Origin of the sequence: Peptoniphilus faecalis, from assembly GCF_012976305.1 — a bacterium.
Taxonomy (GTDB): domain Bacteria; phylum Bacillota; class Clostridia; order Tissierellales; family Peptoniphilaceae; genus Peptoniphilus_A; species Peptoniphilus_A faecalis.
In genome coordinates, this window is record NZ_JABDSR010000008.1 from 47,754 (window position 1) to 68,440 (window position 20,687).

Sequence of the window (20,687 nt, forward strand, 5' to 3'; positions counted from 1 at the left end):
AAGAATAAAATTGAAGGGGGAAAATTATGGTAATAACTAATGGATTTACTTATATAGCATTTCTAATGTTCATTGCAGGATCATTACTAGCATTAGAAAAATACACAAAATGGAAAATATTTAACGTAATTCCACCACTAGTATTCATTTACGTATTAAATATGATTTTCTGTACAATTGGACTATATGCATCAGAAGAATGTTCCAACGCATACTCAGCATTAAAAAACAACTTACTTTATGCAATGATTTTCGTAATGTTACTTCGTTGCGATTTTAGAAAATTAGCAAAACTTGGCGGAAGAATGATAACAATATTTTTAGGATGTTCACTAACGCTATTTGTAGGATTTGTAGTTGGATATCCAATATTTAAGCATACATTGGGAACGGACACATGGGCAGCAGTAGCAGCATTATTTGCATCATGGGTGGGAGGATCAGCAAACATGGCAGCTATGCAAGCCGCACTACCAGTAGATGCAGGAGCTTATTCTTGTGCATTAGCACTTGATACAGTATGTTATTCACTATGGATTGCATTACTATTACTTGCAGTAAGATATGCACCAAAGTGGAATAAATCAACAAAAGCAGACACAACAAAATTACAAGCAGTAGCAGATGCAGCAGCAGAAGAAGTATCAAAGGACAGAAAAACTGCTAACTCAGCAGATTGGATTTTTTTAATAGGGTTATCGCTAATGGTATCAGCACTATCTCAATTAGTTGGAGAAAAATTATCAGATTCTTTTACAAATATTGGGTTAGCAATGTTCGACAAAGGGACAATAACAACATTGTTTGTAACAATATTAGGGCTTATTTGTGCATTATCGCCAATAGGAAAATTGCCCGCAGTAGAAGAATTATCAAACGTATATCTATACGCAGTAGTATCACTATTAGCATCAACAGCATCAGTTGTAGATTTGATTTCTGCTCCAATGTGGGTAGTGTACGGATTATTTATCCTAACAATTCACGTAATACTTATGTATATACTTTCAAAAATTTTCCACTGGGATCTATGTATGGTATCCACAGCGTCACTTGCAAACATAGGCGGTTCAGCATCAGCTCCAATAGTTGCCAGTGCTTATGACGCATCTTATGCAGGTATAGGAGTACTAATGGGAGTACTGGGAGCGGCAATTGGAAATTTCTTTGGGATAGGAATGGGACAAATATTAAAGCTTTTAAGCTAAGTTTAATAGAAAAGAAAGAAATGATATGATAAACTATAATAAATTAAAAGATGAAGTAAAAAATATTATAAATGAAAGTTTTTTTAATGTATCTATAAGTTTTTGTGACTTGGATAATGGAGAGCGTTTTTCTGTTGAAGGAGATAAAAGAATGCAATCAGCAAGCATGATAAAACTTTTGATAATGCTTACTCTTTTGAAAAAGGTTGAAGAAGGGGAAATTTCTCTTGACGAAAAGATAAAACTTGAAAAAGAAAAAAGAGTAGAAGGATCTGGAATATTAAAGGAACTTTCCTATGATCATTTATTTTCTATAAGAGAGCTTTTGACGCTTATGATAATAATAAGCGACAACTTTGCCACAAATATTTTGATTGGAAAAATTGGAATGGACGAAATAAACAGAACTGCAAAAGATTTTGGACTAAAAAAAACAATACTTCAAAGAAATATGATGGATTTAGATGCCAAAGAAAGAGGACTTGATAATTATACATCTTCAGATGATATTTTGAAAATCCTAAAAAGTATTTATGAAAAAAATTTTTTAGGTGAAGACATGTCTAAGCTTGCTATTGATATTCTTTTGAAACAACAGGAAAGAGATCGACTACAAAGGTATCTAAAAGAAGATCTAAAAATTGCAAATAAGACTGGAGATTTAGATAATTTGGAAAATGATGGAGGTATATTTTTTACAGAAAATAAAAATTATATTCTCGTAGTTTTGGTAAACCAAGCAAAATCCAATGTTCTTGCAAAAGAATTAATTGGTAAAATTTCTCTAAAAATTTATAATAGTATTGGAGTATAAAATGAAAAACACATTGTATCTCACAGGAGAAGCTAGGACAAATTTAGACAATGCCATTACGAAGATTTATGGAACTTTTTATATGGCTTTTGAAATAGAAGAAAATGGAGTTATTGTCAATATGGACAGTAATGCTACTCTTAGACTTACTCGTGATTTTATAAGGGGAATTTTCATTGGCAAAAATATTGCTGATGAAGATTTAATTACGGATGAAATTTTAAAAAGATATAATGCGTCTTCTACTAAGGCAATAATTACAGCTTATAAAGATGCCTTGCAGAGATATAAAAAGTTAAAATAATGGATTGCCCTCTACTTTTTGTGGAGGGTTTTTACATCCTATTATTTAAAGTAAAAAAGAGGGCGACCCCTCTTTTTATTTTACATATCTTTTTCAATTAATTCGCCAGATGCTATGTCATATTTGTAGGAAATATCATTGCCATCTTTTTCAACTTCAACTTCAACTACATATCTACCGTCGTCGTAATCAACTGAATACTCTTTTGCAATATAGCTTTCGCCTGCTTCTGCTACTGATTTTTCTATTAATCCGTCAACTGATGATAATAGGTTTTTTTGAAGGTCAGATACATTGTCCTGTTTCTTTTCTGCTTCAAATTCATCTTTAATGATTTCTTTAGTTTCTGCATTAATTGTAACTTCGTATTCTTTTTCTGCATCGTATCCGTCAATTTCATAATATAAATTTGTACCTTCAGTTTTTAATTTTAGAGATTCGATTTTTGCGTCAGCGTGCAATTTTTTAAATTCGTCAAAGGCTTCTTCTTTTGTCATTTTTGCATCTGAAAGAGATTTCATTTTGCTATTGCTTGGAGCTGCTTTTGTGTTATTTTTGTTAGCATTTTCTGTTTTTTCATTTTTTTCTAATTTATTATTAGTGTTTACTGCTGCGTTATTTTTTGCTTCTCCTGTAGTTTTATTTTTTCCGCCAGAACATGCTGATAACATGAGCAGTAAGGCAAGTCCTAAAGTTGTAACTAAAAATTTCTTTTTCATATTATTAAATTTCCTCCTATTGTTAATATTTTTATTTTACCCAATAAGTAAATTAGTAAACTTTTTGTAAATTTTATAATTATTTTAGTTTAAAAATACATTTTTGTGATATAATTAAAAAAAGTTATATCGACATAAAGAAAAGCATTTTAAGGAATGGGAGAGTGAATTTTTTGGATCTTCGAAACAATAAAAAATCTCTTAGCAATTTGGTCTATAGAAATTTAAAGGAAAAAATTTTAAAAAATATATTACTTCCAGGGGATAAGTTAATAGAAATGGAAATTGCTTCTAATCTTGGTGTCAGCAGGACTCCAGTTAGAGAAGCGTTAAAAAAATTAGAGGAAGATGGCCTTGTAACAAGTTTTCCGAGAAAGTCTTTTATTGTTTCTAAAATTTCTGTAAAAGAGGCAAAAAATCTTTATATTGTCAGAAAGTCATTGGAACCTCTTGCAGTGGAACTTCTTGCGAGTAAGGGTTTTAATGAAAAAACTGAGTATTTTCAAAAGGTTAATGAGGATCTTAGAATTGCAATTGACAATGAAGATGATGAGCTAGCTCAAAAATTAATTATCGAGTGGAATATGGCACTTGTTAGTTCTCTCAACAATGAAGTTTTAATTGAAGTCATGAATATGATTAACAAGCGACTTTATAGATTTGGAAATTTCATATTTAAGGAAAATAAAAATTATAGAAAGCATTATGATAATTTACAAAAAATTTATAAACTAATAGAGGAAAAGAAGCCTGCTGAGGCGAAAAGGGCAAGTGAAAAAACTATTGAGAATTTATATTGCATGTTTGAAGAACAAGCAGATTACAAAATGTTTAGAAATTAAAAAAACACTTGACAATGTAAATTTTTTTATTTATAATTATTTCTGTTGCATCGGCAATGTAAAAATTCCATAGTTGAATTGTAAATTTTGCACCTTTAGCTCAGTTGGTAGAGCAACTGACTCTTAATCAGTGGGCCTACGGTTCGAGTCCGTAAAGGTGCACCACTTAGAAGTCTGTAAATTCAATGTTTACAGACTTTTTTTAAAGAAGAATTATATATTTTAGCAATTATTATATTATTTTTGTTTTTCATCATTTATAGTATTATAATAAAAGAGTTGGTGATTCAATGAAAAAAGATTTGATTGGCTTTTATGATAGTGGCGTAGGTGGTCTTTCTGTTTTAAAAGTTGCTTTGAATAAAATAAAAAATAAAAATTTTGCCTTTTTTGGCGATACCTTGAGAATGCCCTATGGTGCGAGAAAAGATGAGGAAATAAGAGAATACACGATTGAAGTTATGGGTTTCTTTGAAAATTTAGGCGTGGATCTTTCTATCATCGCTTGCAACACTGCTACAAGTTATGGACTTAAAGAGGCAAATTCTATTTATAATTATCCAATTATTGGTGTGGTTGAACCTGGAAGCGTGAATGCTATTGAAAGGACTAAGAACAAAAAGGTTGCTTTAGTGGCTACAAAGTCTTGTGTACAAAGTGGAATTTATGATAGGGTTTTAAAAAATATAGATCCATCTATTGAACTAAAGTCAGTCTACTGCCCAGATCTTACCCTTGCTATTGAAAGAGGGGAGCTGGAAGAGGATCATATAGATGAAATTGTTAAAAGTTATTTAAGGGAGTTTGGAGATTATGATTTTGATACTATGATCCTTGGCTGTACTCATTATCCCATTGTTGAAGATTCTTTTAATAGGATTTTTAAAAGGCAAGGCAGAGAGGTTTTTGTGGTGGACCCAGCTTACAAAACTGTTTTAGATGCTACTAATATTTTAAATATAGATAATGATAAGGAAGAAATTCAAAATAGGACTATTGATTTCTATATTACTGGTGATGTCGACAAGTTTCGCTTCACAATGGATAAAATAGCAGATTTAAGTGATTTCGATGTTAGTTTTCATCATGTTAAAATTGAAGATTTAGAAAAGTATAAAAAATAGGCTTCCCTTTTTTAGGAAGCCCTTTTTTTGTTTAGGTCATAAATTATTTTTAATCCAACAATTCCAAGAGTCTGATCTTCTTCAAAGAGATAAGTTTCATTTTTTAATAGACTGGCAAAGGAACCTGTGATTAAAAATTTTGTGTTTTCTTTTTTTAGGGAATAGTTGTTTACAATTTCGTCGACTATTCCAAGCACAGCCTTTTTATATCCAAAATAAATTCCTCTTTGGATGGCTTTTTCTGTGTTTTTGCCAATTATGTCTTGGGGTTGTTTTATTTCTACATGAGGTAGTTTTGCGCTGCCCTTAACTAGTGATTCTTGAAGAAGATTTATGCCTGGGAGAATTAGTCCGCCGAGAAATTCTTTTTTTGAATTGATATAGTCAATCGTAGTAACTGATGAGGCAGAAATAATTATAATATTTTCTTTATACATATTAGTAGCAGCCACTGCTTTTATAATTCTGTCTGTGCCAACTTCTCTTGGACTTTCACATTTTATATTTAAGCCAGTTTTTACTCCGGCAGAAATAACTATTGGACTTTTGCCAAGTAGGTCCATGGAAATATTTTCGTAGTTTGAGTTGAGTTCAGGAACTACTGTTGAAAGAATCATGTCTTTTATATCAGATAATTCAATTTTTTTGTCCATTAATATAAGTTTAATAGTTAGTTTAATTTCTTCAGCAGATCTATTTTTGTCAGTCATTATGGAAAATTTCGTAACAAGTTTATCTTCATCGAATATGCCAAAGTCAGTATTTTTATTATCTATATCAATTGCAAGTAACATATTAACACCTTCTTGATTTTAATGCTTTTATAACTGCTGTAGTGATTATAACAGATAGAATTGCTTCAGGTATTCCTGATGTTACAGATACTCCAAGTATTGCTGATTTTGCACTTTCCATTGGAATGTTTAGTGCTTCTACATATTTTTTTGCATAGATTAAATAAATTCCGCCAAGCACTAAAATTGTGTTAGTCATTGAACCTACAAAGGCTCCTATGGCGATAGGAAAGTCCCTTTCGCTTGACTTAAAGGAATAGATTAAAAATCCTAGACATAATACAAGTAGTATTATTACAAAAGTAATGTTAAGAGTTGTTCCACCAGTTTTAATATTTTTATAAAGTAGATATGCCAAGAATAGGGTAACAAGTCCCCACAAAACCTTTGTAAGAGTTCTCAAATTTTTGTCTTCAAGTTTTTTCATTGCAGTGTAACTGTAATAAGAAGTTATCCCAATTAAAACTCTAGGTACAACTGAGATGAGTGGATTGTAGAAGACAAAGGCAACGGGACTGGCATTTCTTAAAATTGCATTTAATAGTGAAGAAACTCCAAAGATAAGTCCAACAAGTGCACCAACAACAGGTCCTTCTGCGATAGCTGCAATAATTACTGGTATGTGCATAGTCGTTGCGTTGATAACGCCAAGGGGAATTAGTCCAAGTGGTGTCATACTAAGCACAACAGTTATTGCACCGAGCATAGCAGCTATTACTAGCTTTCTGTTACGTTCAATACTTTTATTCATTTTTACCTCCAGATAGGGTTCAAAAAGATACCCTTCACGCATCATTTGATGCTATTATAACTTACAAGCCCGCCTGCATCCTTTGCAGAATAAATTGCATTTGCAATAGATCTTGAAATAGTTTTTGCAGCAAGTATGCCAACTAAATTTATATCTGCTTCGATTTCACCATTAGAAAGTGTAAAAATAGTATCTCCATCGTTCATTGTATGCACTGGATTTATGCTCCTTGCATAGCCGTCATGAGCCATTTGTGAGATCTTATTACAATTTGCTTTAGTGAGTTTTGCATTTGTTGCAATTACAGATATTGTTGTATTGGCTGGGCTAAATAGATTATAGTCTTTAAATTTGCTTTCGTAAAGAGTATTTGTGTTTAAAAATTTTTTATTTTCTTTGTCGTAAACTCCTCCAATTCTTTTTCCCACTTCATAGTCAAAAATATCTCCCAAGGCATTTAGTGCGACTATGGAGGATACGACAAGCTCGCCAACTTTTACAGAGGATTGACCTATGCCCGATTTCATTACAAAATCATTGCCTAAGATTTTTCCAACGCTTGCACCACAACCTGCACCAAAGTTGCCCATTGTTTTATCTTTATCCCTTGCCTTTTTTGCTGCAACATAACCCATATTAAAGTCAGGGCGGACTTTTGCATCGCCTATTGCAAGATCAAATAAAACTGCACCGGGAACTATGGGCACGACACCTACTCCAACATCAAAGCCACAATTTTTTTCTTCTAAAAATTTCATAATACCGCCGCCAACATCAAGTCCGTAGGCAGAGCCACCAGTTAAAAAAACTGCGTGAACTTGTTGCACTAAATTTTCTGCACGCAAAAGATCAGTTTCACGAGTGCCTGGCCCAGCGCCACGAACATCTACTCCTGCAGTAAAACCATCTTCACACAAGACCACGCTTGTGCCAGTAAGAGCATGATAATCTTCTGCGTGGCCAAGTTTTATTCCCTTGACATCAGTTAAAAATCCATCGTACATATTTTTCCTCCTAAAAATTATAAATATTATAAAATATTTTAACATAGAAATGAAGTTATAAAAATTAATGATTTTATTTATATGAGTTCTCTTCTTAGTTTACTAATAATTAATTTTTTATTTGAAAAATAAACTTTAATATATTAAAATTATAATTAGATAAAAAAATTTTATTATATCTTACTTATGTGGGTACGAGCACATGTAAATGGAAATAGAATATGGACTGAAACAAGAGGAGGACTCTAAGTTGTTTATTTTCTACATACCAATTATTCTTTTAATATTAAAAATAATTGTAATAGTGTTAATAATAATTTTTTTAGTAAAAAAAATACGTGAAAAATGATATTCTAAGTAAAAATTATAATAAGAAATATATAAAACCGAAAAGTGTTGGTCTTTTGCCAACACTTTTTTAAAGTACATAATCTAATTTCTTCTCTTTTCATTTACAGACTTTACTTTATCTTTAAAGGTATAATTTTTATCACGTCTGTCGTCAATTTTAATAACAGAGTAAACTCTATTTGCTCCAGCTTCAAAAACTGATTCTTGCATTCTTCTTATAACATCATAAAGAACTGATAGATCGCTATGAGATATAACTGTTCCCATTGGGTTAAGTTCATAAGTAAGCCCTTTAATTTCACCAATTGAATCAAGGGCATTTGCAATGTACTTACTAACAGATGTGGTATTTGTTCCTATAGGTACAAGGGTTAATTCTGCTACTGCCATTTTTTCCTCCTAATCTACTATTCTGGGCAAATTCCAATTTTTCTTCACGGCTAAAAGTCTAAATATTAAAACTGTGAAAAAACAAATTATCATTGAAATTTGATAACTTAAAAAATGCCTTGCTATTAAAAAAACTGTGGCACCTAATATGCAGGCACCGGCATAAATTTGTTCACGAAAGATAAAGGGAATAGTCCCTGCTAATACATCGCGAATCATTCCGCCACCAACGCCAGTTATTGATCCTACAAAAATCAAAAGAAATTTTTGATGGTGGCCAAGGGAGATTGCCGTAGCCATTCCCGTTATGGTAAAGGAGGCAAGTCCAATGGTATCTGTAATAATCATAAATTTATTCATTATTTTAATCCAGTTTTTGTTTTTAAATCCAGATTTTTGTAAATAAAAAATAAAAACTAAGATTGAAAATAAGGTGGATATAATAGCGTTAGTGGAGTTTTGAAACATCTTTGGCGGCGTTATTCCAAGGACAAGGTCGCGAATAAATCCACCTCCAAGTGCCGTAACAAGTCCCAAAACGATTACACCAAGAATGTCCATTTTCTTTTTGCATCCAAGTATGGCACCTGAAATTGCAAAGGCAATTGTGCCAATGATGTCGAAAAACACATTAAATTCTAAATAATTTCCATTCATGAAATTATTATATCAAAGTTTATTTTTATAGGGCATAAATTTCAATAAATTAAAAAATTTTTTTAATCTTTGTTATAATAATACTATTGGAGGAATTATGAGCGTATTAATAAAAAATATTTCCTATTTAGATCTAGAAGGGGAAAAAATAGTAGACAATGCAGATGTTTTTATTGAAGGCAATAAAATAAAAAAAATCGGCGAAAATCTAAATTTAGATGTAGATGAAATAATTAATGGCGAGGATAAACTTTTGACACCTGGATTTGTCAATGCACACACTCATCTTGGCATGAGCTATTTTAGAAATTATGCCGACGACTTGGCGCTGATGGACTGGCTTGAAAATAAAATTTGGCCCATTGAAGCAAAATTAAATAGAGAAGACATCTATTGGTCGTCAATGCTTTCTATTATAGAAAATATAAAGTCAGGGGTTACAACTTTTTGCGACATGTATTATGAAATGGATAGAGTTGGAGATGCGGCAATTGAATCTGGAATTCGTGGAGTTTTAACTCGTGGAATGACAGATGTGGATGGCAAGGGCGAAGAAAAGTTAAAGGAATTTGACGACCTTTACAAAAACTATCAAAACAAATGTGGCGGTAGAATAAAAGTCGTGCCTGCACCTCACGCAATTTACACTTGTTCCACAGAATTTTTAAAAGAAATTGCAAAAAGAGCAAGGGAAAATTACGACAGTTTAATTCACATTCACTTGTCGGAAACAATAACTGAAGTAGAAAATTCAAAAAAAGAATACGGAATGACGCCAATTGAATATGTAAACACGCTGGGACTTTTGGACAGTCAAGTAATTGCAGCCCACTGTGTCCACATAACTGATGAAGAAATTGAACTTGTAAAAAATAAAAAATTTTACCCAGTTTACAATCCATCATCAAATTTAAAACTTGCAAGTGGATTTACGCCAGTGGATAAGATGCTAAAAAATAATATGAAATTGGCAATGGGAACTGATGGTGATTCATCAAATAATAATCAAGACTTTGTAGAAGAAATGCACCTTGGTGGGATTGTAAATAAAGCCGTTACCATGAAGGAAAAAGCTGTTCCAGCAATTGAAATTTTAAAAATGGCAACAGTAAATGGGGCAGAGACCCTTGGCTTTGAAAAGCTTGGACTTATAAAGGAAGATTACCTTGCCGACCTTGCGATTTTTGATTTAGAATCAAATTCCTTCACACCGAGAAATAATCTCATCTCAGCCCTTGTCTATTCAGCAAACTCTCATGATGTTGAGTCAGTAATTTGTGACGGAAAATTCATTATGCGAGATAGGGAGCTTGTAAATGTAGATGAAAAAAAGGTTAGAGAAATTGTAAATAAGAGATGGGAAGATATAAAAAGAAGATAAATTATGGAAGAAAAAAATAAGGTAAAAAATTTTTTAAAAATTATTTTAAAGCTTTTGATTCTGATTGTGATGATTGCCATCTTCACTGTTGGCATTATGCTTGCCCTGTCATTATTTTTTTATAGACAGACCTACTTTAACAGCGACTATAAGAATGCAAACCTAGTAATGTTAATGGGAACTACGGGTCAGTTGTTTGCAGCAATATTATTTGTGAGATTTATTTTAAAGAAGAGGCTTGATTACATCTTTTTCAAAAGAGATAAGCTTGCAAAAAACATTGCTATTGGCTTATTTTTTGGATTTTTGCAAATTTCTATCTATGTATTAGTAGATTTAGGAAGGGGAGTCCTTGGCTACCAAGGCATGAATCTGGGAAATCTTAACTTGTTTTTCTTAGCCTACTTCATAGCCTTTTTCATCCAATCAACATCAGAAGAAGTTTTGGTGAGAGGTCTTTTAACAAGAGCCTTATTTGATAAATTTGGAAAGAAAATTGCAATAATTTTGCCATCAATTTTCTTTGGACTTTTGCATCTTGGCAATGAGGGCGTGACAGTTTTATCTACCTTAAATACAATATTAGTGGGAATATTTTTTGCAAAATTATTATTTTACACAGACAATATCATGGTGACCTCTGGAGCCCACGCAGGCTGGAACTTTTCCATGGCAATGATTTACGGCTTAAATGTAAGTGGCTTTAGTGGCTTTGACAGCCTACTTAATTTTAAAATTTTAAGTTATAACTTGTACGACAAAACCTATGGGCCAGAGGGCAGCATAGTAGTAACTTTTATTGAAATCATAAGCATTTTTATTATATTTTATTTAGAAAAAAGAAAGGGAGTTAAAAATGGATGAGAAAAAAATAGTTTATTCTGGGATTCAACCTTCTGGTTCTTTAACAATTGGAAATTATATTGGAGCACTTAAAAATTTTATTGCGCTTCAAGATGAATACAATTGTTTATACTGTATAGTTGATATGCACGCAATAACTGTGGCACAAGAGCCAAAGGAACTTAGGGAAAATACCCTAGATGTTCTTGCACTTTATCTTGCAGCAGGGCTTGATCCTAAAAAGAGCATAATTTACATTCAATCTCATGTGCCAGCTCATGCTGAACTTGGTTGGGTATTAAACACAATGACAGGGCTTGGACAACTTCAAAGGATGACACAATTTAAGGACAAGGCAAAAAAATATACTGATGTGCAAGCAGGTCTTTTGAATTATCCTGTGCTTATGGCTGCAGATATTTTATTATACCAAGCATCTTATGTGCCAGTGGGAGAAGATCAAAGGCAACATATTGAGATTACGAGAGATTTGGCACAAAGATTTAACTCAAGATATTCTGAAACTTTTACTATTCCAGAAATTTTGACGCCAAAAGTTGGTGCTAGAATTATGTCCCTTAAAGATCCCTCATCAAAAATGTCTAAGTCAGATTCAAATAAGGACGCCTTTATTTTAATTTTAGATTCAGAAGAGGACACTAGAAAGAAAATAAAAAGAGCAGTTACAGATTCCTCTGGCGAATTTAGATATTCTGACGAGCAAGCTGGACTTAAAAATTTGATAAATATTCACGCATCCTTTTCTGGCATGAGTCCTGAAGAAATCGTAAAGAAATATGAAAATATTGGATATAGAGAATTTAAAGAAGACCTTGGCGAAGTTGTGGTAGAAGGATTAAGACCACTTAGAGAGAGATTTAAAGAAATTAGAGATGACAAGGCTTATCTTGAATCAGTCTACAAGGAAGGAGCAGAAAAGGCATCCTACCTTGCCAACAAAACTCTAAGAAAAGTTTATAAAAAGGTTGGCTTTATCCCTAAATAATCGAATTTTTATTGATTTCAAAGGATTTTTGTGGTATCTTTTATATTAATTGGGAGGTGCTCAATGAAGAAGAAAATTATAATCTTATTGGGAGTCCTTATTGTGGGAGGAATTTTTGCCTATCCACAGATTCGAAACAAAATGCTAGAAGCAGAATTTAAGAGGCAAAACCCTGGAGTAGAAATTATTGGCAGGGCAGATGGCCCGACAGCTATTTTTACCACAAAAAATAAAAAGACAGACAAAGATAAAGATGGAGAAAAAGATAATAATCAAAAAGCAGACCAAGCAAGTGCAATAGGAATAATTGGTGGAGCTGACGATTCTAAGGTCTTATATCCAAAGGTGGATCCAGATACTGAACTTACCTTCCAAGCTTCTGATTTTTTAAGGGTCAAGGATTTTATTTTTGAATCTTCATCAGTAAAAAGTGACCTTGAAAAAGATTATGACAATGCAGCAAGAGCTTTTGGCTTTGGAAGTGAATCCAAAGAACCAGAAGAGGCTGACAAGATAGAAGATGCGACAATTATTGGAGCAGTCATAAACTCAAAGGGGTTTAGTGGTGACAAATTAGTCTTAGATATTAACACCTACTCCAATGTTAAAAGTTTAATGAAATCTACTTACATCTTAGGGTTTGAAGATGAAAATGGAAAAGAAATCAAAGAACTAAAGGTGAGAATAAATTCTTCAGAGCCAGAAGATCATCAAAATGTAAGAGAAGAAATTGGCGGGATTGATAAGTACGAAAAGGTAATCATATTTTTCAAGCAAGTAGAAGTTGTAGAAGACAATGATTGCACAAGTTACCTCACTCCTATACAAAATTTGATAATAGAAAACAAGCAATAAAAAAGAGGATTGTAAAAATTTATATTTAGAGAGAGACTATTTGGTGAGAAGTCTTTATAAACTTTACGATTGTAGCTTTTTTGCTTCTTTGGTAAAAATAGTAGCCAGAGACGGTTTATCGCGTTAAAGATAATAGAGAGTTTATTGAAAAATAAAAATTAAGGTGGTACCGCGTCTTTCGTCCTTATGGATGGAAGGCGTTTTTATTATATAAAAATTAAATTCACAAATATAATTTAGGAGGAAAAATGAAAGAGTTAAACAAAACTTATGATCCAAAGGATTTTGAAGAAAAAATCTACGACTATTGGATGGAAAATAATTATTTTAGAGCAGAGGTAGACGAGAATAAAAAACCTTATTCAATAGTAATGCCTCCTCCAAATGTAACGGGAAATCTTCACATGGGTCATGCACTAAACAATACAATTCAAGATGTTTTAATTAGAACAAAGAGAATGCAAGGTTACTCTACACTTTGGATTCCTGGAACTGACCACGCATCTATTTCCACAGAGGCAAAAGTTGTAGAAAAACTAAGGTCTGAAGGAATTAATAAGGAAGATATTGGAAGAGAAAAATTCTTAGAGAAAGCATGGGAATGGACTCACGAATACGGCGGAAACATTGTAAATCAACTTAAAAAGTTGGGGATTTCTTGCGACTGGTCTAGGCAAAGTTTTACCCTTGATGATAATTTGTCTCACGCAGTGGAAGAAGTTTTTATTGAACTTTACGAAAAGGGACTTATTTATCGAGGAAATAGAATTATAAACTGGTGTCCATCTTGTGAAACTTCAATTTCTGATGCAGAAGTGGAACACATTGAAACAGATTCAAATATTTGGTATTTCAAATATCCTTTTGCAGATAGAGAAGGCGGAATTGAAATTGCAACTACAAGGCCGGAGACAATCCCTGGAGACCTTGCCATTGCAGTAAATCCTAAGGATGAAAGATACACTGACTTAGTTGGTGAATATGTAATGATTCCAGTAATGGATAATAAAAAGATTCCAATAATCGCCGATGAATATGTTGAAATGGACTTTGGATCTGGTGCAGTAAAAATCACTCCATCTCACGATCCTAACGACTTCGAAGTTGGAGCTCGCCATAATCTTGGTCAATTAGTCATTATGGATGGAAAAGGACATCTAAATGAAAATGCAGGTGCTTATGCAGGCATGGAAAGGTATGAAGCGAGAAAGAAAATAATTGAAGATTTTGAAAAACTTGGCTTCTACATTGGCAAGAAACATCATCACAATTCTGTTGGCCATTGCGAAAGATGTAAAACTGTAATAGAACCACTTATATCAAAGCAATGGTTTGTAAAAATGGCACCACTTGCAAAGCCGGCTCTTGAAGAATATAGAAAGGGCAATTTAAATATTATTCCTGAAAGATTTGGAAAAATTTATGAAAATTGGCTAGAAAATATTCGCGACTGGAATATTTCAAGACAACTTTGGTGGGGACATAGACTTCCAGTTTGGTATTCTGACACCGATGATGAAATTGTAATTTCTAGAGAAGATCCATCAAATACTAAGGGACATGAAAATAAAACCTACACGCAAGACCAAGACACATTGGACACTTGGTTCTCCTCTGCACTATGGCCTTTCTCAACTATGGGTTGGCCAGAGAACACACCTGAATATAATTATTTTTATCCAACAAATGTACTTGTAACTGGTTACGACATAATTTTCTTCTGGGTAATTAGAATGGTATTCTCTGCACTTGAACAAACTGGCAAACTTCCATTTAAGGATGTACTTTTAAATGGACTTGTAAGAGATGATCAAGGAAGAAAAATGTCAAAATCTCTTGGAAATGGAATTGATCCACTTGATATCATAAGAGATTATGGTGCAGATGCCTTAAGATTTACACTTGTAACTGGAAATACTCCAGGTAATGACATGAGATTCTATACAAAGAGAGTTGAAGCAAATAGAAACTTTGCTAATAAATTATGGAATGCTACAAGATTTTTGATGATGAATATGTCTGATGAAATTGATGATTCAAACTTTGATGTGGAAAAACTTCATTACGAAGACAAGTGGATAATTTCAAAATTACAAAAAGTCATAAAGCAAATTACTGATAAAATAGAGAGATACGATATTGGACTTGCTGCCGATGACATTTATGACTTTATTTGGTCTGACTTCTGCGACTGGTATATCGAAATTGTAAAGCCAGTTTTATATTCTGACGATGTTGAAGAAAAAACAAACACAATAAAAGTTCTATTATATGTACTAGAGAATATTTTAAAACTTCTTCATCCATTTATGCCATACATTACAGAAGAAATTTGGCAAGCACTTCCTAATAGAAAGGATGCTTTAATTATTTCTAGCTGGCCAGAATACAATGAAAAACTTGTATTTGAAGAGGAAGAAGCAGCAACAGAATACATTGAAAATGCAATTAGAGAAATTAGAAATGCAAGAAGTGAAATGAATATCGAAAATTCAAAGAAATCTAACACAATTGTCTACACAAAGGACGACGAAGTGAAGAAAATCTTTGAGGAAATGAAAGGAATTCTGCTAAATCTTGGCTATTCAAATTCTGTTGAAATAACTGACGATGAAGGAAGAAAAAATTCAGAAAATATTGCCATTGTTTTAGATAAAGCAGAAATCCAACTTCCGCTAAAGGAACTTGTTGACTTTGAAAAAGAATTAAAGAGACTTCAAAAGGATAAAAAAGAAGCAGAGGCTGAATTAAAAAGAGCAAAGGGCAAACTTTCAAATGAAGGATTTGTTTCAAAAGCTCCTGAAAAATTAATTGAGCAAGAAAAAGAAAAAGTTACAAAATACGAAGAAATTTTGAAAACAATAGAAGCACAAATCTCAAAGGTAGAAAAAAACCTATGACATATCTTGAAGTTGTAAAGAATATTGAGCATAGAATTGGCAAATTTAAGTCAAAGGGCAATGTTAGAATAAAAAAGTTTTTGGAAAAAAATGGGTCGCCTCATAAAAATCTAAAAGTAATTCACGTTGCAGGTACAAATGGCAAGGGTTCAACAGTTAATTTTATAAAGGACGTTTTAAAAGAAGATTATAAAGTTGGTTCTTTTGTTTCGCCTCACTTGATAACCTATTGCGATAGAATAAAAATTGGCGACAAAGAAATTTTACAAGAAGATTTTGCAGAAATTGGCGAATTTATAATTGATAAAGAAGCAGAAATAATTGATGAATATGGCGAACTAAACCTATTTGAATTCTTGACAATTATGGCGATAATTTATTTTGAAAGAGAAAAAGTTGATGTAGCAATCTTGGAAGTCGGCATGGGAGGTCGTGCCGACTCCACAAATATTTTCACAAGCCGTGAAAAATTAATTTCAATAATCACATCAATTTCCATGGACCACATGGAATATTTAGGAAATACAATTGAAGAAATTGCAAGTGCAAAGGCAGGTATAATTACAGAAAAGGGACTTGTAGTAACTACAAATAGAGATGAGAGAGTCCTCAAAGTGATAGATAAGGAAGCAAAAGAAAAATCTGCAGAAATTTATTATACAAAGGACCTTGAAAGTGAGGTTGTAAAATCTAATTTAACAGGCATTGACTTTAAATTAAAGTTAGATAATTGGGAAGAATTTTCCCTTACTCAGATTGGTGATTATCAAGTGGAAAATGCTATTGGAGCAATTTATTCGCTCTATCTTTTAAATAAAAAAGGGATTTTAAAAATTGATCTTAAAAAGATAAAGGAAAGAATAAAAAATTCAACTTGGAAGGGAAGAATGGAAATTGTATCAAAGGACCCACTAATTATTTTAGATGGTGCTCACAACTTTGACGGCATAAAAAAACTAGTAGAGGCAATTGACAATTTTAAATTCAAAAAACTTTTTCTCATAATGTCAATTTTATCCGACAAAGAGCATAAAAAAATGCTTGAGGAAATTTCAAGCTTTACAGATGAAGTTATTTTTGTAAATTTAGATTACAAGAGGGGAACAAATCCAGAGGAACTAAAAAAAGAGGCATCTGATTATGGACTAAAAGCAGAAGTTATGAAAGTGGAGGATGCAATAAATTATTACAAAGAAAAATATGAAGAGGGCGATTTAATTTTAATCACAGGGTCTCTTTACTTTGTAAGCGAGGCAAGAGCAAAAATTTTAAATTATGAATATAGCATTTAGAAAATTTGTAAGAACTTTGAAATAGATTTTTAAAAGTGATTTTATATAATGACTATGGTTATAATATGAAAAAGATTAGAATCATAGTCATTATTTTTTATTTCTTTTGCTATCACGAATATATGTATATGTAAAAACACATAAAACGAAAACATCAAGAAGATAATTAATAGTCCGGATATTATTAAGCTATTATATAAGATAGAAAAAAAGAGATAAGCAACACAAGACAATAAATATTTCCGAAAATCACTTTTAATAATAGCTTCCTTAGTAAAATTATTAATAAATATAAAAAAATAAAAACCTGTAAATTCAAGTAAAACAACTTGACTTACAGGTTTAATTTATCCTATATATTTCGTCCGGAAATCCCATGATTTAATTTTCTATTATTTTATAATCTATCACTTTTGAGATAATATTCAAGTTTATGTTGGAACTACTATAAGAGTTTGTGACGAATTTAATTATTATAAATTTAGGGGTTTGAGGATATTCAAAATAAGTAAAATGGATAAAAATAAGTGATATATTCGTGGTATTCTTATTCAATTTTTAGTAAATGCATATGCACTTACTGTGCTTGCTATAATAGTTATATAACAAAATATTTTCAAGTATTTGATTAAAATTGACAAGTTATTATATCTACGATATCATTTACATATAAAAAAACAAAGGAGGGTTTTTAATATGAAAAAAAATATATTAATATTAATAGCCATTTGTTTTTTAGGTGTATTCATATATCTTTTAAATCAACCAAAAAAAATAAATGAAGTTAATGTGAGGGCAGTTTATACATATATTAATGATGATGGCGACTCTGCGTCAAGTGTTGGAATTATAGGGGGTAGTGATGGAGATGATAATACATCAGTACCGTTAGACATAGCAGAAGGAAGGATAGTTCTTTTCAGTGATGGGACTGCTAAAATAAACTACAGTATAGTACTTGGAGAATCAAAAGTATTTACTTCGAGAGGATTATTAAAGTTTTATGATGATAGTTCTAATATAGTAGATGAAATACAATTAAATACAAGTAGTGACCAAAAAGAAAACGCTCATAAACTTGAAAAACGAATAAAAATTAATCAAGAAGCACAAACTGTAGAATTAAGTGTAGAAGTTATAGATGAAAATACAAATTATGTGTTAGAAAGTTTAGGCGGAGCACAGAAATTAAAATAAAAAGTAGGGAGAATTTAAATTCTCCCTATTTTTTATAGAATGAATGACTTAGGAAATAAGTTTTTTATGTGCTATAAGATTTATAATAATCTAAAAACATGAAAAATACACTAAAGTAAATAATATTTCATAGCATCTTGTATAAAAACAGCTATTATTGTGAGGCTAAATTTTCTTTTTAAATTCAGAGATTTCCATATAAAAATTTTAATAGTGAACATAGACATTTATTGAAACTTCTTGTGTCGAATTTAAATTTACAATCTATAATGAAGATAGACATTATAATTATTACATAGGTAAAGAAACAAGAATTTTTGATGATATCATGTAAAATAAAGATAGTAGTGGATTTAAAATAAGAGCAAAAATTTTAAATTACGATTACAATATTTAGTAAATTTGTAAGAACTTTATAATAAAGTTGTAAAAATGATTTTATATAATGATTATGGTGATGATATGAAAAAGATTAGAACTGTAATCATTATTTTTTTAATAATTTTTCTTGCAAGGGGAATTTATTTAAAAGAAAATAATTCAAATGAAGTGAATCTAAAGAGCGATGAAAATTTTGAAAGGTATGATGACCTTTCTAGCAGTATTAAAGTAATAAAAGATAGGGCAAAAGACAATAAAGATTATGCGTATATCTATGAAAATATAAATAAATTGCCAGACGATTTAGTCAAACTTGCAGCAAAAAGAGAAGAAGCACTGGGTTTTATTCTTGGATATTTAAAGGACGACAAAAGTCTTGCAAAGAAAAGTGAAGAATTTGGCGTCAATAATCCTGTAAAGTTTTATCTTCAATATGATAAGCGTTGGGGCTATTCTAAATATGCAGGAGGATTAATCGCTACAAGAGGATGTATGCCAACTACTTTATCAATGGCTTTAAGTGGATGTGGAATAGATAAAAGTCCAAAAGAAATTGCAAAGTATGCGGAGAAAAATGGATATGTGGATGATGGAATGAGCTCGTGGAATCTTGTTTGTGATTACCTCAATGCTCAAGGTGTAAATGTACATGGAATTATGAAAAGTGAAATAACAAAGGAACTTGGGAAGGGGAATTATGTAATTTTATCTCTAGGTCCCGGATATTTTACAGATAAGGGACATATACTCTTGGCATGTGGCTTAGATGATAGAGGTAGACTCATTTTAAATGATCCAAATTCAGTTTATAATTCAATAAATAGATGGAATTATGAGAAAATAAAAAAACAAATAAAGGGAGCATGGGCTATTAGCAAAGAATAAATTAAAGGGAGTATGACTTTATTATTTTAATCGAGAATATAGTAGCAACTTTAAATTTTATGTCTATAATTTTTGAGACTTAGTTTTTATAATATAGCTTTATTGAAGGAAATTAACATTACACATTTAAAAATTTAATAAAAATAGTATATAAAAAGCCATGAATTTTCTTTGAATCCATGGCTTTTTGCAAAATATTAAAAATTACACAATGTGGACAATGTCGGATTTTTTATTTATTAAATCGCAATTTAAGCGCCGTAATTAAACTCGTCTTTGTCGTATTTTTTATATTCATCGAACTTTCACCTTTTTTCTTGTCATATCGCAATACAAACGGAATTTCGCCGATTTTCGCGCCGATTTTATATAATTTGTAAATGAGCTCCATCATACATGCAAATGAGGTATTTTCGATTATGTCGCCTTTATATGTATCGTCTGCAGATTTTAAAATTTCGTATTTATATGCTCTGTATCCGCACGTATAATCTCTTATGTCTTTTATATTTAAAACGATCATATAATAAATCTTTGCACAAAATGTCATAAAAAGTCTGAATTTCGGAACGCCATACGTCTTTGAACCTTGTTGATATCTTGATGCTATTGCAATGTCAAAGCCTTCGTTTAATTTTTCAATCAAATTTTTCATATACTTGGGGTCGTGTGAGTTGTCGGCATCCATAATTATCAAAATGTCGCCCGGCTCATAATTTTTTAAAAAATAATTTATAAGCGTGTTCATTCCGCCGCCGAGATTTTTGTTTTTATCGTGAAAAATAGGAATGACGTTTCCGTATTCGGCTTTCTTTTTTATCATCAAATTTTTCGTTTCGTCGGTTGAGCAGTCGTCGAGCGGTACGATTTCTAATGAAAATCCATAATCTTCCGCCAAAATTTTTGCCTCTTTATTTGCACAGTTTATCAACAATCCTATGTTTTTTTCTTCATTGTATGCGGGCAATCCCAACATTATTTTTTGCATA

At 31.6% G+C, this 20,687-nt stretch carries 20 protein-coding genes, 1 tRNA gene and 1 other annotated feature; of the genes, 14 read left to right on the top strand and 7 right to left on the bottom strand.

Features of this window, described 5'->3' with window-relative positions; all coding sequences use genetic code 11:
* The first annotated feature begins 26 nt into the window (after positions 1–26).
* Genes HKO22_RS06690 through HKO22_RS06700 form a run of 3 tightly spaced genes read left to right on the top strand, consistent with a single transcriptional unit; the run spans position 27 to position 2,326 of the window.
* Positions 27–1,208 carry a DUF819 family protein gene (locus HKO22_RS06690; protein WP_169969429.1) on the top strand — a complete coding sequence of 394 codons (1,182 nt, stop codon included), beginning with the start codon at positions 27–29 and terminating at the stop codon, positions 1,206–1,208.
* A 25-nt stretch (positions 1,209–1,233) separates the two neighbouring features.
* Positions 1,234–2,022, top strand: coding sequence for a serine hydrolase (locus HKO22_RS06695; protein ID WP_169969431.1), 789 nt, complete (start codon positions 1,234–1,236; stop codon positions 2,020–2,022).
* Between the two features lies 1 nt (position 2,023).
* Positions 2,024–2,326, top strand: coding sequence for a DUF3870 domain-containing protein (locus tag HKO22_RS06700; protein ID WP_169969433.1), 303 nt, complete (start codon positions 2,024–2,026; stop codon positions 2,324–2,326).
* Positions 2,327–2,406: 80 nt separating this feature from the next.
* On the opposite strand, the gene HKO22_RS06705 is transcribed toward HKO22_RS06700, so the two are convergent.
* Entirely contained in the window at positions 2,407–3,045 is a 639-nt protein-coding gene (locus HKO22_RS06705; protein ID WP_169969435.1) for a PepSY domain-containing protein, read from the bottom strand.
* 164 nt (positions 3,046–3,209) lie between these two features.
* On the opposite strand from HKO22_RS06705, the gene HKO22_RS06710 reads away from it, so the two are divergent.
* The 3 genes from HKO22_RS06710 (at position 3,210) to murI (ending at position 5,011) form a co-directional block, all read left to right on the top strand.
* Entirely contained in the window at positions 3,210–3,887 is a 678-nt protein-coding gene (locus HKO22_RS06710) for a GntR family transcriptional regulator (RefSeq protein ID WP_235860779.1), read from the top strand.
* Between the two features lie 89 nt (positions 3,888–3,976).
* Positions 3,977–4,052: transfer RNA gene (locus HKO22_RS06715), tRNA-Lys, on the top strand.
* A gap of 125 nt (positions 4,053–4,177) precedes the next feature.
* A complete protein-coding gene (murI, locus tag HKO22_RS06720; RefSeq protein WP_169969437.1) occupies positions 4,178–5,011 on the top strand; it encodes a glutamate racemase in 834 nt (277 codons plus the stop codon).
* Between the two features lie 11 nt (positions 5,012–5,022).
* Here the strand turns inward: murI and HKO22_RS06725 are convergent, their stop codons facing one another.
* The 5 genes from HKO22_RS06725 to HKO22_RS06745 all read right to left on the bottom strand — a co-directional run bounded on the left by HKO22_RS06725 (position 5,023) and on the right by HKO22_RS06745 (position 8,958).
* Positions 5,023–5,805, bottom strand: a complete 783-nt coding sequence (locus HKO22_RS06725; protein WP_169969439.1) for a type III pantothenate kinase — start codon at positions 5,803–5,805, stop codon at positions 5,023–5,025.
* A 1-nt stretch (position 5,806) separates the two neighbouring features.
* Positions 5,807–6,556 carry an ECF transporter S component gene (locus HKO22_RS06730; RefSeq protein WP_169969441.1) on the bottom strand — a complete coding sequence of 250 codons (750 nt, stop codon included), beginning with the start codon at positions 6,554–6,556 and terminating at the stop codon, positions 5,807–5,809.
* A gap of 41 nt (positions 6,557–6,597) precedes the next feature.
* Positions 6,598–7,560, bottom strand: coding sequence for a P1 family peptidase (locus HKO22_RS06735; RefSeq protein WP_169969443.1), 963 nt, complete (start codon positions 7,558–7,560; stop codon positions 6,598–6,600).
* 432 nt (positions 7,561–7,992) lie between these two features.
* Positions 7,993–8,301 carry an MTH1187 family thiamine-binding protein gene (locus HKO22_RS06740; RefSeq protein WP_075659389.1) on the bottom strand — a complete coding sequence of 103 codons (309 nt, stop codon included), beginning with the start codon at positions 8,299–8,301 and terminating at the stop codon, positions 7,993–7,995.
* Between the two features lie 9 nt (positions 8,302–8,310).
* Positions 8,311–8,958 carry a trimeric intracellular cation channel family protein gene (locus HKO22_RS06745; protein ID WP_075659388.1) on the bottom strand — a complete coding sequence of 216 codons (648 nt, stop codon included), beginning with the start codon at positions 8,956–8,958 and terminating at the stop codon, positions 8,311–8,313.
* Between the two features lie 97 nt (positions 8,959–9,055).
* Between HKO22_RS06745 and HKO22_RS06750 the strand changes: the two genes are divergently transcribed.
* The 8 genes from HKO22_RS06750 to HKO22_RS06785 all read left to right on the top strand — a co-directional run bounded on the left by HKO22_RS06750 (position 9,056) and on the right by HKO22_RS06785 (position 19,698).
* Positions 9,056–10,339, top strand: coding sequence for an amidohydrolase (locus HKO22_RS06750; protein ID WP_169969445.1), 1,284 nt, complete (start codon positions 9,056–9,058; stop codon positions 10,337–10,339).
* Between the two features lie 3 nt (positions 10,340–10,342).
* Positions 10,343–11,203, top strand: coding sequence for a CPBP family intramembrane glutamic endopeptidase (locus HKO22_RS06755; RefSeq protein ID WP_169969447.1), 861 nt, complete (start codon positions 10,343–10,345; stop codon positions 11,201–11,203).
* Positions 11,196–12,188, top strand: a complete 993-nt coding sequence (trpS, locus tag HKO22_RS06760) for a tryptophan--tRNA ligase (protein ID WP_169969449.1) — start codon at positions 11,196–11,198, stop codon at positions 12,186–12,188. Before HKO22_RS06755 ends, trpS begins: the two co-directional genes overlap by 8 nt.
* Positions 12,189–12,251: 63 nt before the next feature.
* Entirely contained in the window at positions 12,252–13,043 is a 792-nt protein-coding gene (locus tag HKO22_RS06765) for a hypothetical protein (RefSeq protein ID WP_169969450.1), read from the top strand.
* Positions 13,031–13,232: a binding site (T-box leader), on the top strand. It overlaps the preceding gene by 13 nt.
* Positions 13,233–13,291: 59 nt before the next feature.
* Positions 13,292–15,943 (top strand): valine--tRNA ligase, encoded by a 2,652-nt coding sequence (locus HKO22_RS06770; protein WP_169969460.1) that lies wholly within the window; start codon positions 13,292–13,294, stop codon positions 15,941–15,943.
* Positions 15,940–17,235, top strand: a complete 1,296-nt coding sequence (locus HKO22_RS06775) for a bifunctional folylpolyglutamate synthase/dihydrofolate synthase (RefSeq protein WP_169969462.1) — start codon at positions 15,940–15,942, stop codon at positions 17,233–17,235. Before HKO22_RS06770 ends, HKO22_RS06775 begins: the two co-directional genes overlap by 4 nt.
* Positions 17,236–17,931: 696 nt before the next feature.
* Positions 17,932–18,432, top strand: coding sequence for a hypothetical protein (locus tag HKO22_RS06780; RefSeq protein WP_169969464.1), 501 nt, complete (start codon positions 17,932–17,934; stop codon positions 18,430–18,432).
* Between the two features lie 462 nt (positions 18,433–18,894).
* The gene (locus HKO22_RS06785; RefSeq protein WP_169969466.1) at positions 18,895–19,698 is read left to right on the top strand and encodes a C39 family peptidase; all 804 of its coding nucleotides are present in this window, start codon (positions 18,895–18,897) and stop codon (positions 19,696–19,698) included.
* Positions 19,699–19,930: 232 nt separating this feature from the next.
* On the opposite strand, the gene HKO22_RS06790 is transcribed toward HKO22_RS06785, so the two are convergent.
* Positions 19,931–20,686 (bottom strand): glycosyltransferase, encoded by a 756-nt coding sequence (locus HKO22_RS06790; protein WP_169969468.1) that lies wholly within the window; start codon positions 20,684–20,686, stop codon positions 19,931–19,933.
* Between the last annotated feature and the right edge of the window lies 1 nt (position 20,687).

Excerpts from the sequence above, each read along its gene's own strand:
- HKO22_RS06690 (WP_169969429.1), top strand. The coding sequence starts at position 27 with ATGGTAATAACTAATGGATTTACTTATATAGCATTTCTAATGTTCATT.
- HKO22_RS06695 (WP_169969431.1), top strand. The coding sequence starts at position 1,234 with ATGATAAACTATAATAAATTAAAAGATGAAGTAAAAAATATTATAAAT.
- HKO22_RS06700 (WP_169969433.1), top strand. The coding sequence starts at position 2,024 with ATGAAAAACACATTGTATCTCACAGGAGAAGCTAGGACAAATTTAGAC.
- HKO22_RS06705 (WP_169969435.1), bottom strand. The coding sequence starts at position 3,045 with ATGAAAAAGAAATTTTTAGTTACAACTTTAGGACTTGCCTTACTGCTC.
- murI (WP_169969437.1), top strand. The coding sequence starts at position 4,178 with ATGAAAAAAGATTTGATTGGCTTTTATGATAGTGGCGTAGGTGGTCTT.
- HKO22_RS06725 (WP_169969439.1), bottom strand. The coding sequence starts at position 5,805 with ATGTTACTTGCAATTGATATAGATAATAAAAATACTGACTTTGGCATA.
- HKO22_RS06730 (WP_169969441.1), bottom strand. The coding sequence starts at position 6,556 with ATGAATAAAAGTATTGAACGTAACAGAAAGCTAGTAATAGCTGCTATG.
- HKO22_RS06735 (WP_169969443.1), bottom strand. The coding sequence starts at position 7,560 with ATGTACGATGGATTTTTAACTGATGTCAAGGGAATAAAACTTGGCCAC.
- HKO22_RS06740 (WP_075659389.1), bottom strand. The coding sequence starts at position 8,301 with ATGGCAGTAGCAGAATTAACCCTTGTACCTATAGGAACAAATACCACA.
- HKO22_RS06745 (WP_075659388.1), bottom strand. The coding sequence starts at position 8,958 with ATGAATGGAAATTATTTAGAATTTAATGTGTTTTTCGACATCATTGGC.
- HKO22_RS06750 (WP_169969445.1), top strand. The coding sequence starts at position 9,056 with ATGAGCGTATTAATAAAAAATATTTCCTATTTAGATCTAGAAGGGGAA.
- HKO22_RS06755 (WP_169969447.1), top strand. The coding sequence starts at position 10,343 with ATGGAAGAAAAAAATAAGGTAAAAAATTTTTTAAAAATTATTTTAAAG.
- trpS (WP_169969449.1), top strand. The coding sequence starts at position 11,196 with ATGGATGAGAAAAAAATAGTTTATTCTGGGATTCAACCTTCTGGTTCT.
- HKO22_RS06765 (WP_169969450.1), top strand. The coding sequence starts at position 12,252 with ATGAAGAAGAAAATTATAATCTTATTGGGAGTCCTTATTGTGGGAGGA.
- HKO22_RS06770 (WP_169969460.1), top strand. The coding sequence starts at position 13,292 with ATGAAAGAGTTAAACAAAACTTATGATCCAAAGGATTTTGAAGAAAAA.
- HKO22_RS06775 (WP_169969462.1), top strand. The coding sequence starts at position 15,940 with ATGACATATCTTGAAGTTGTAAAGAATATTGAGCATAGAATTGGCAAA.
- HKO22_RS06780 (WP_169969464.1), top strand. The coding sequence starts at position 17,932 with ATGAAAAAAAATATATTAATATTAATAGCCATTTGTTTTTTAGGTGTA.
- HKO22_RS06785 (WP_169969466.1), top strand. The coding sequence starts at position 18,895 with ATGAAAAAGATTAGAACTGTAATCATTATTTTTTTAATAATTTTTCTT.
- HKO22_RS06790 (WP_169969468.1), bottom strand. The coding sequence starts at position 20,686 with ATGCAAAAAATAATGTTGGGATTGCCCGCATACAATGAAGAAAAAAAC.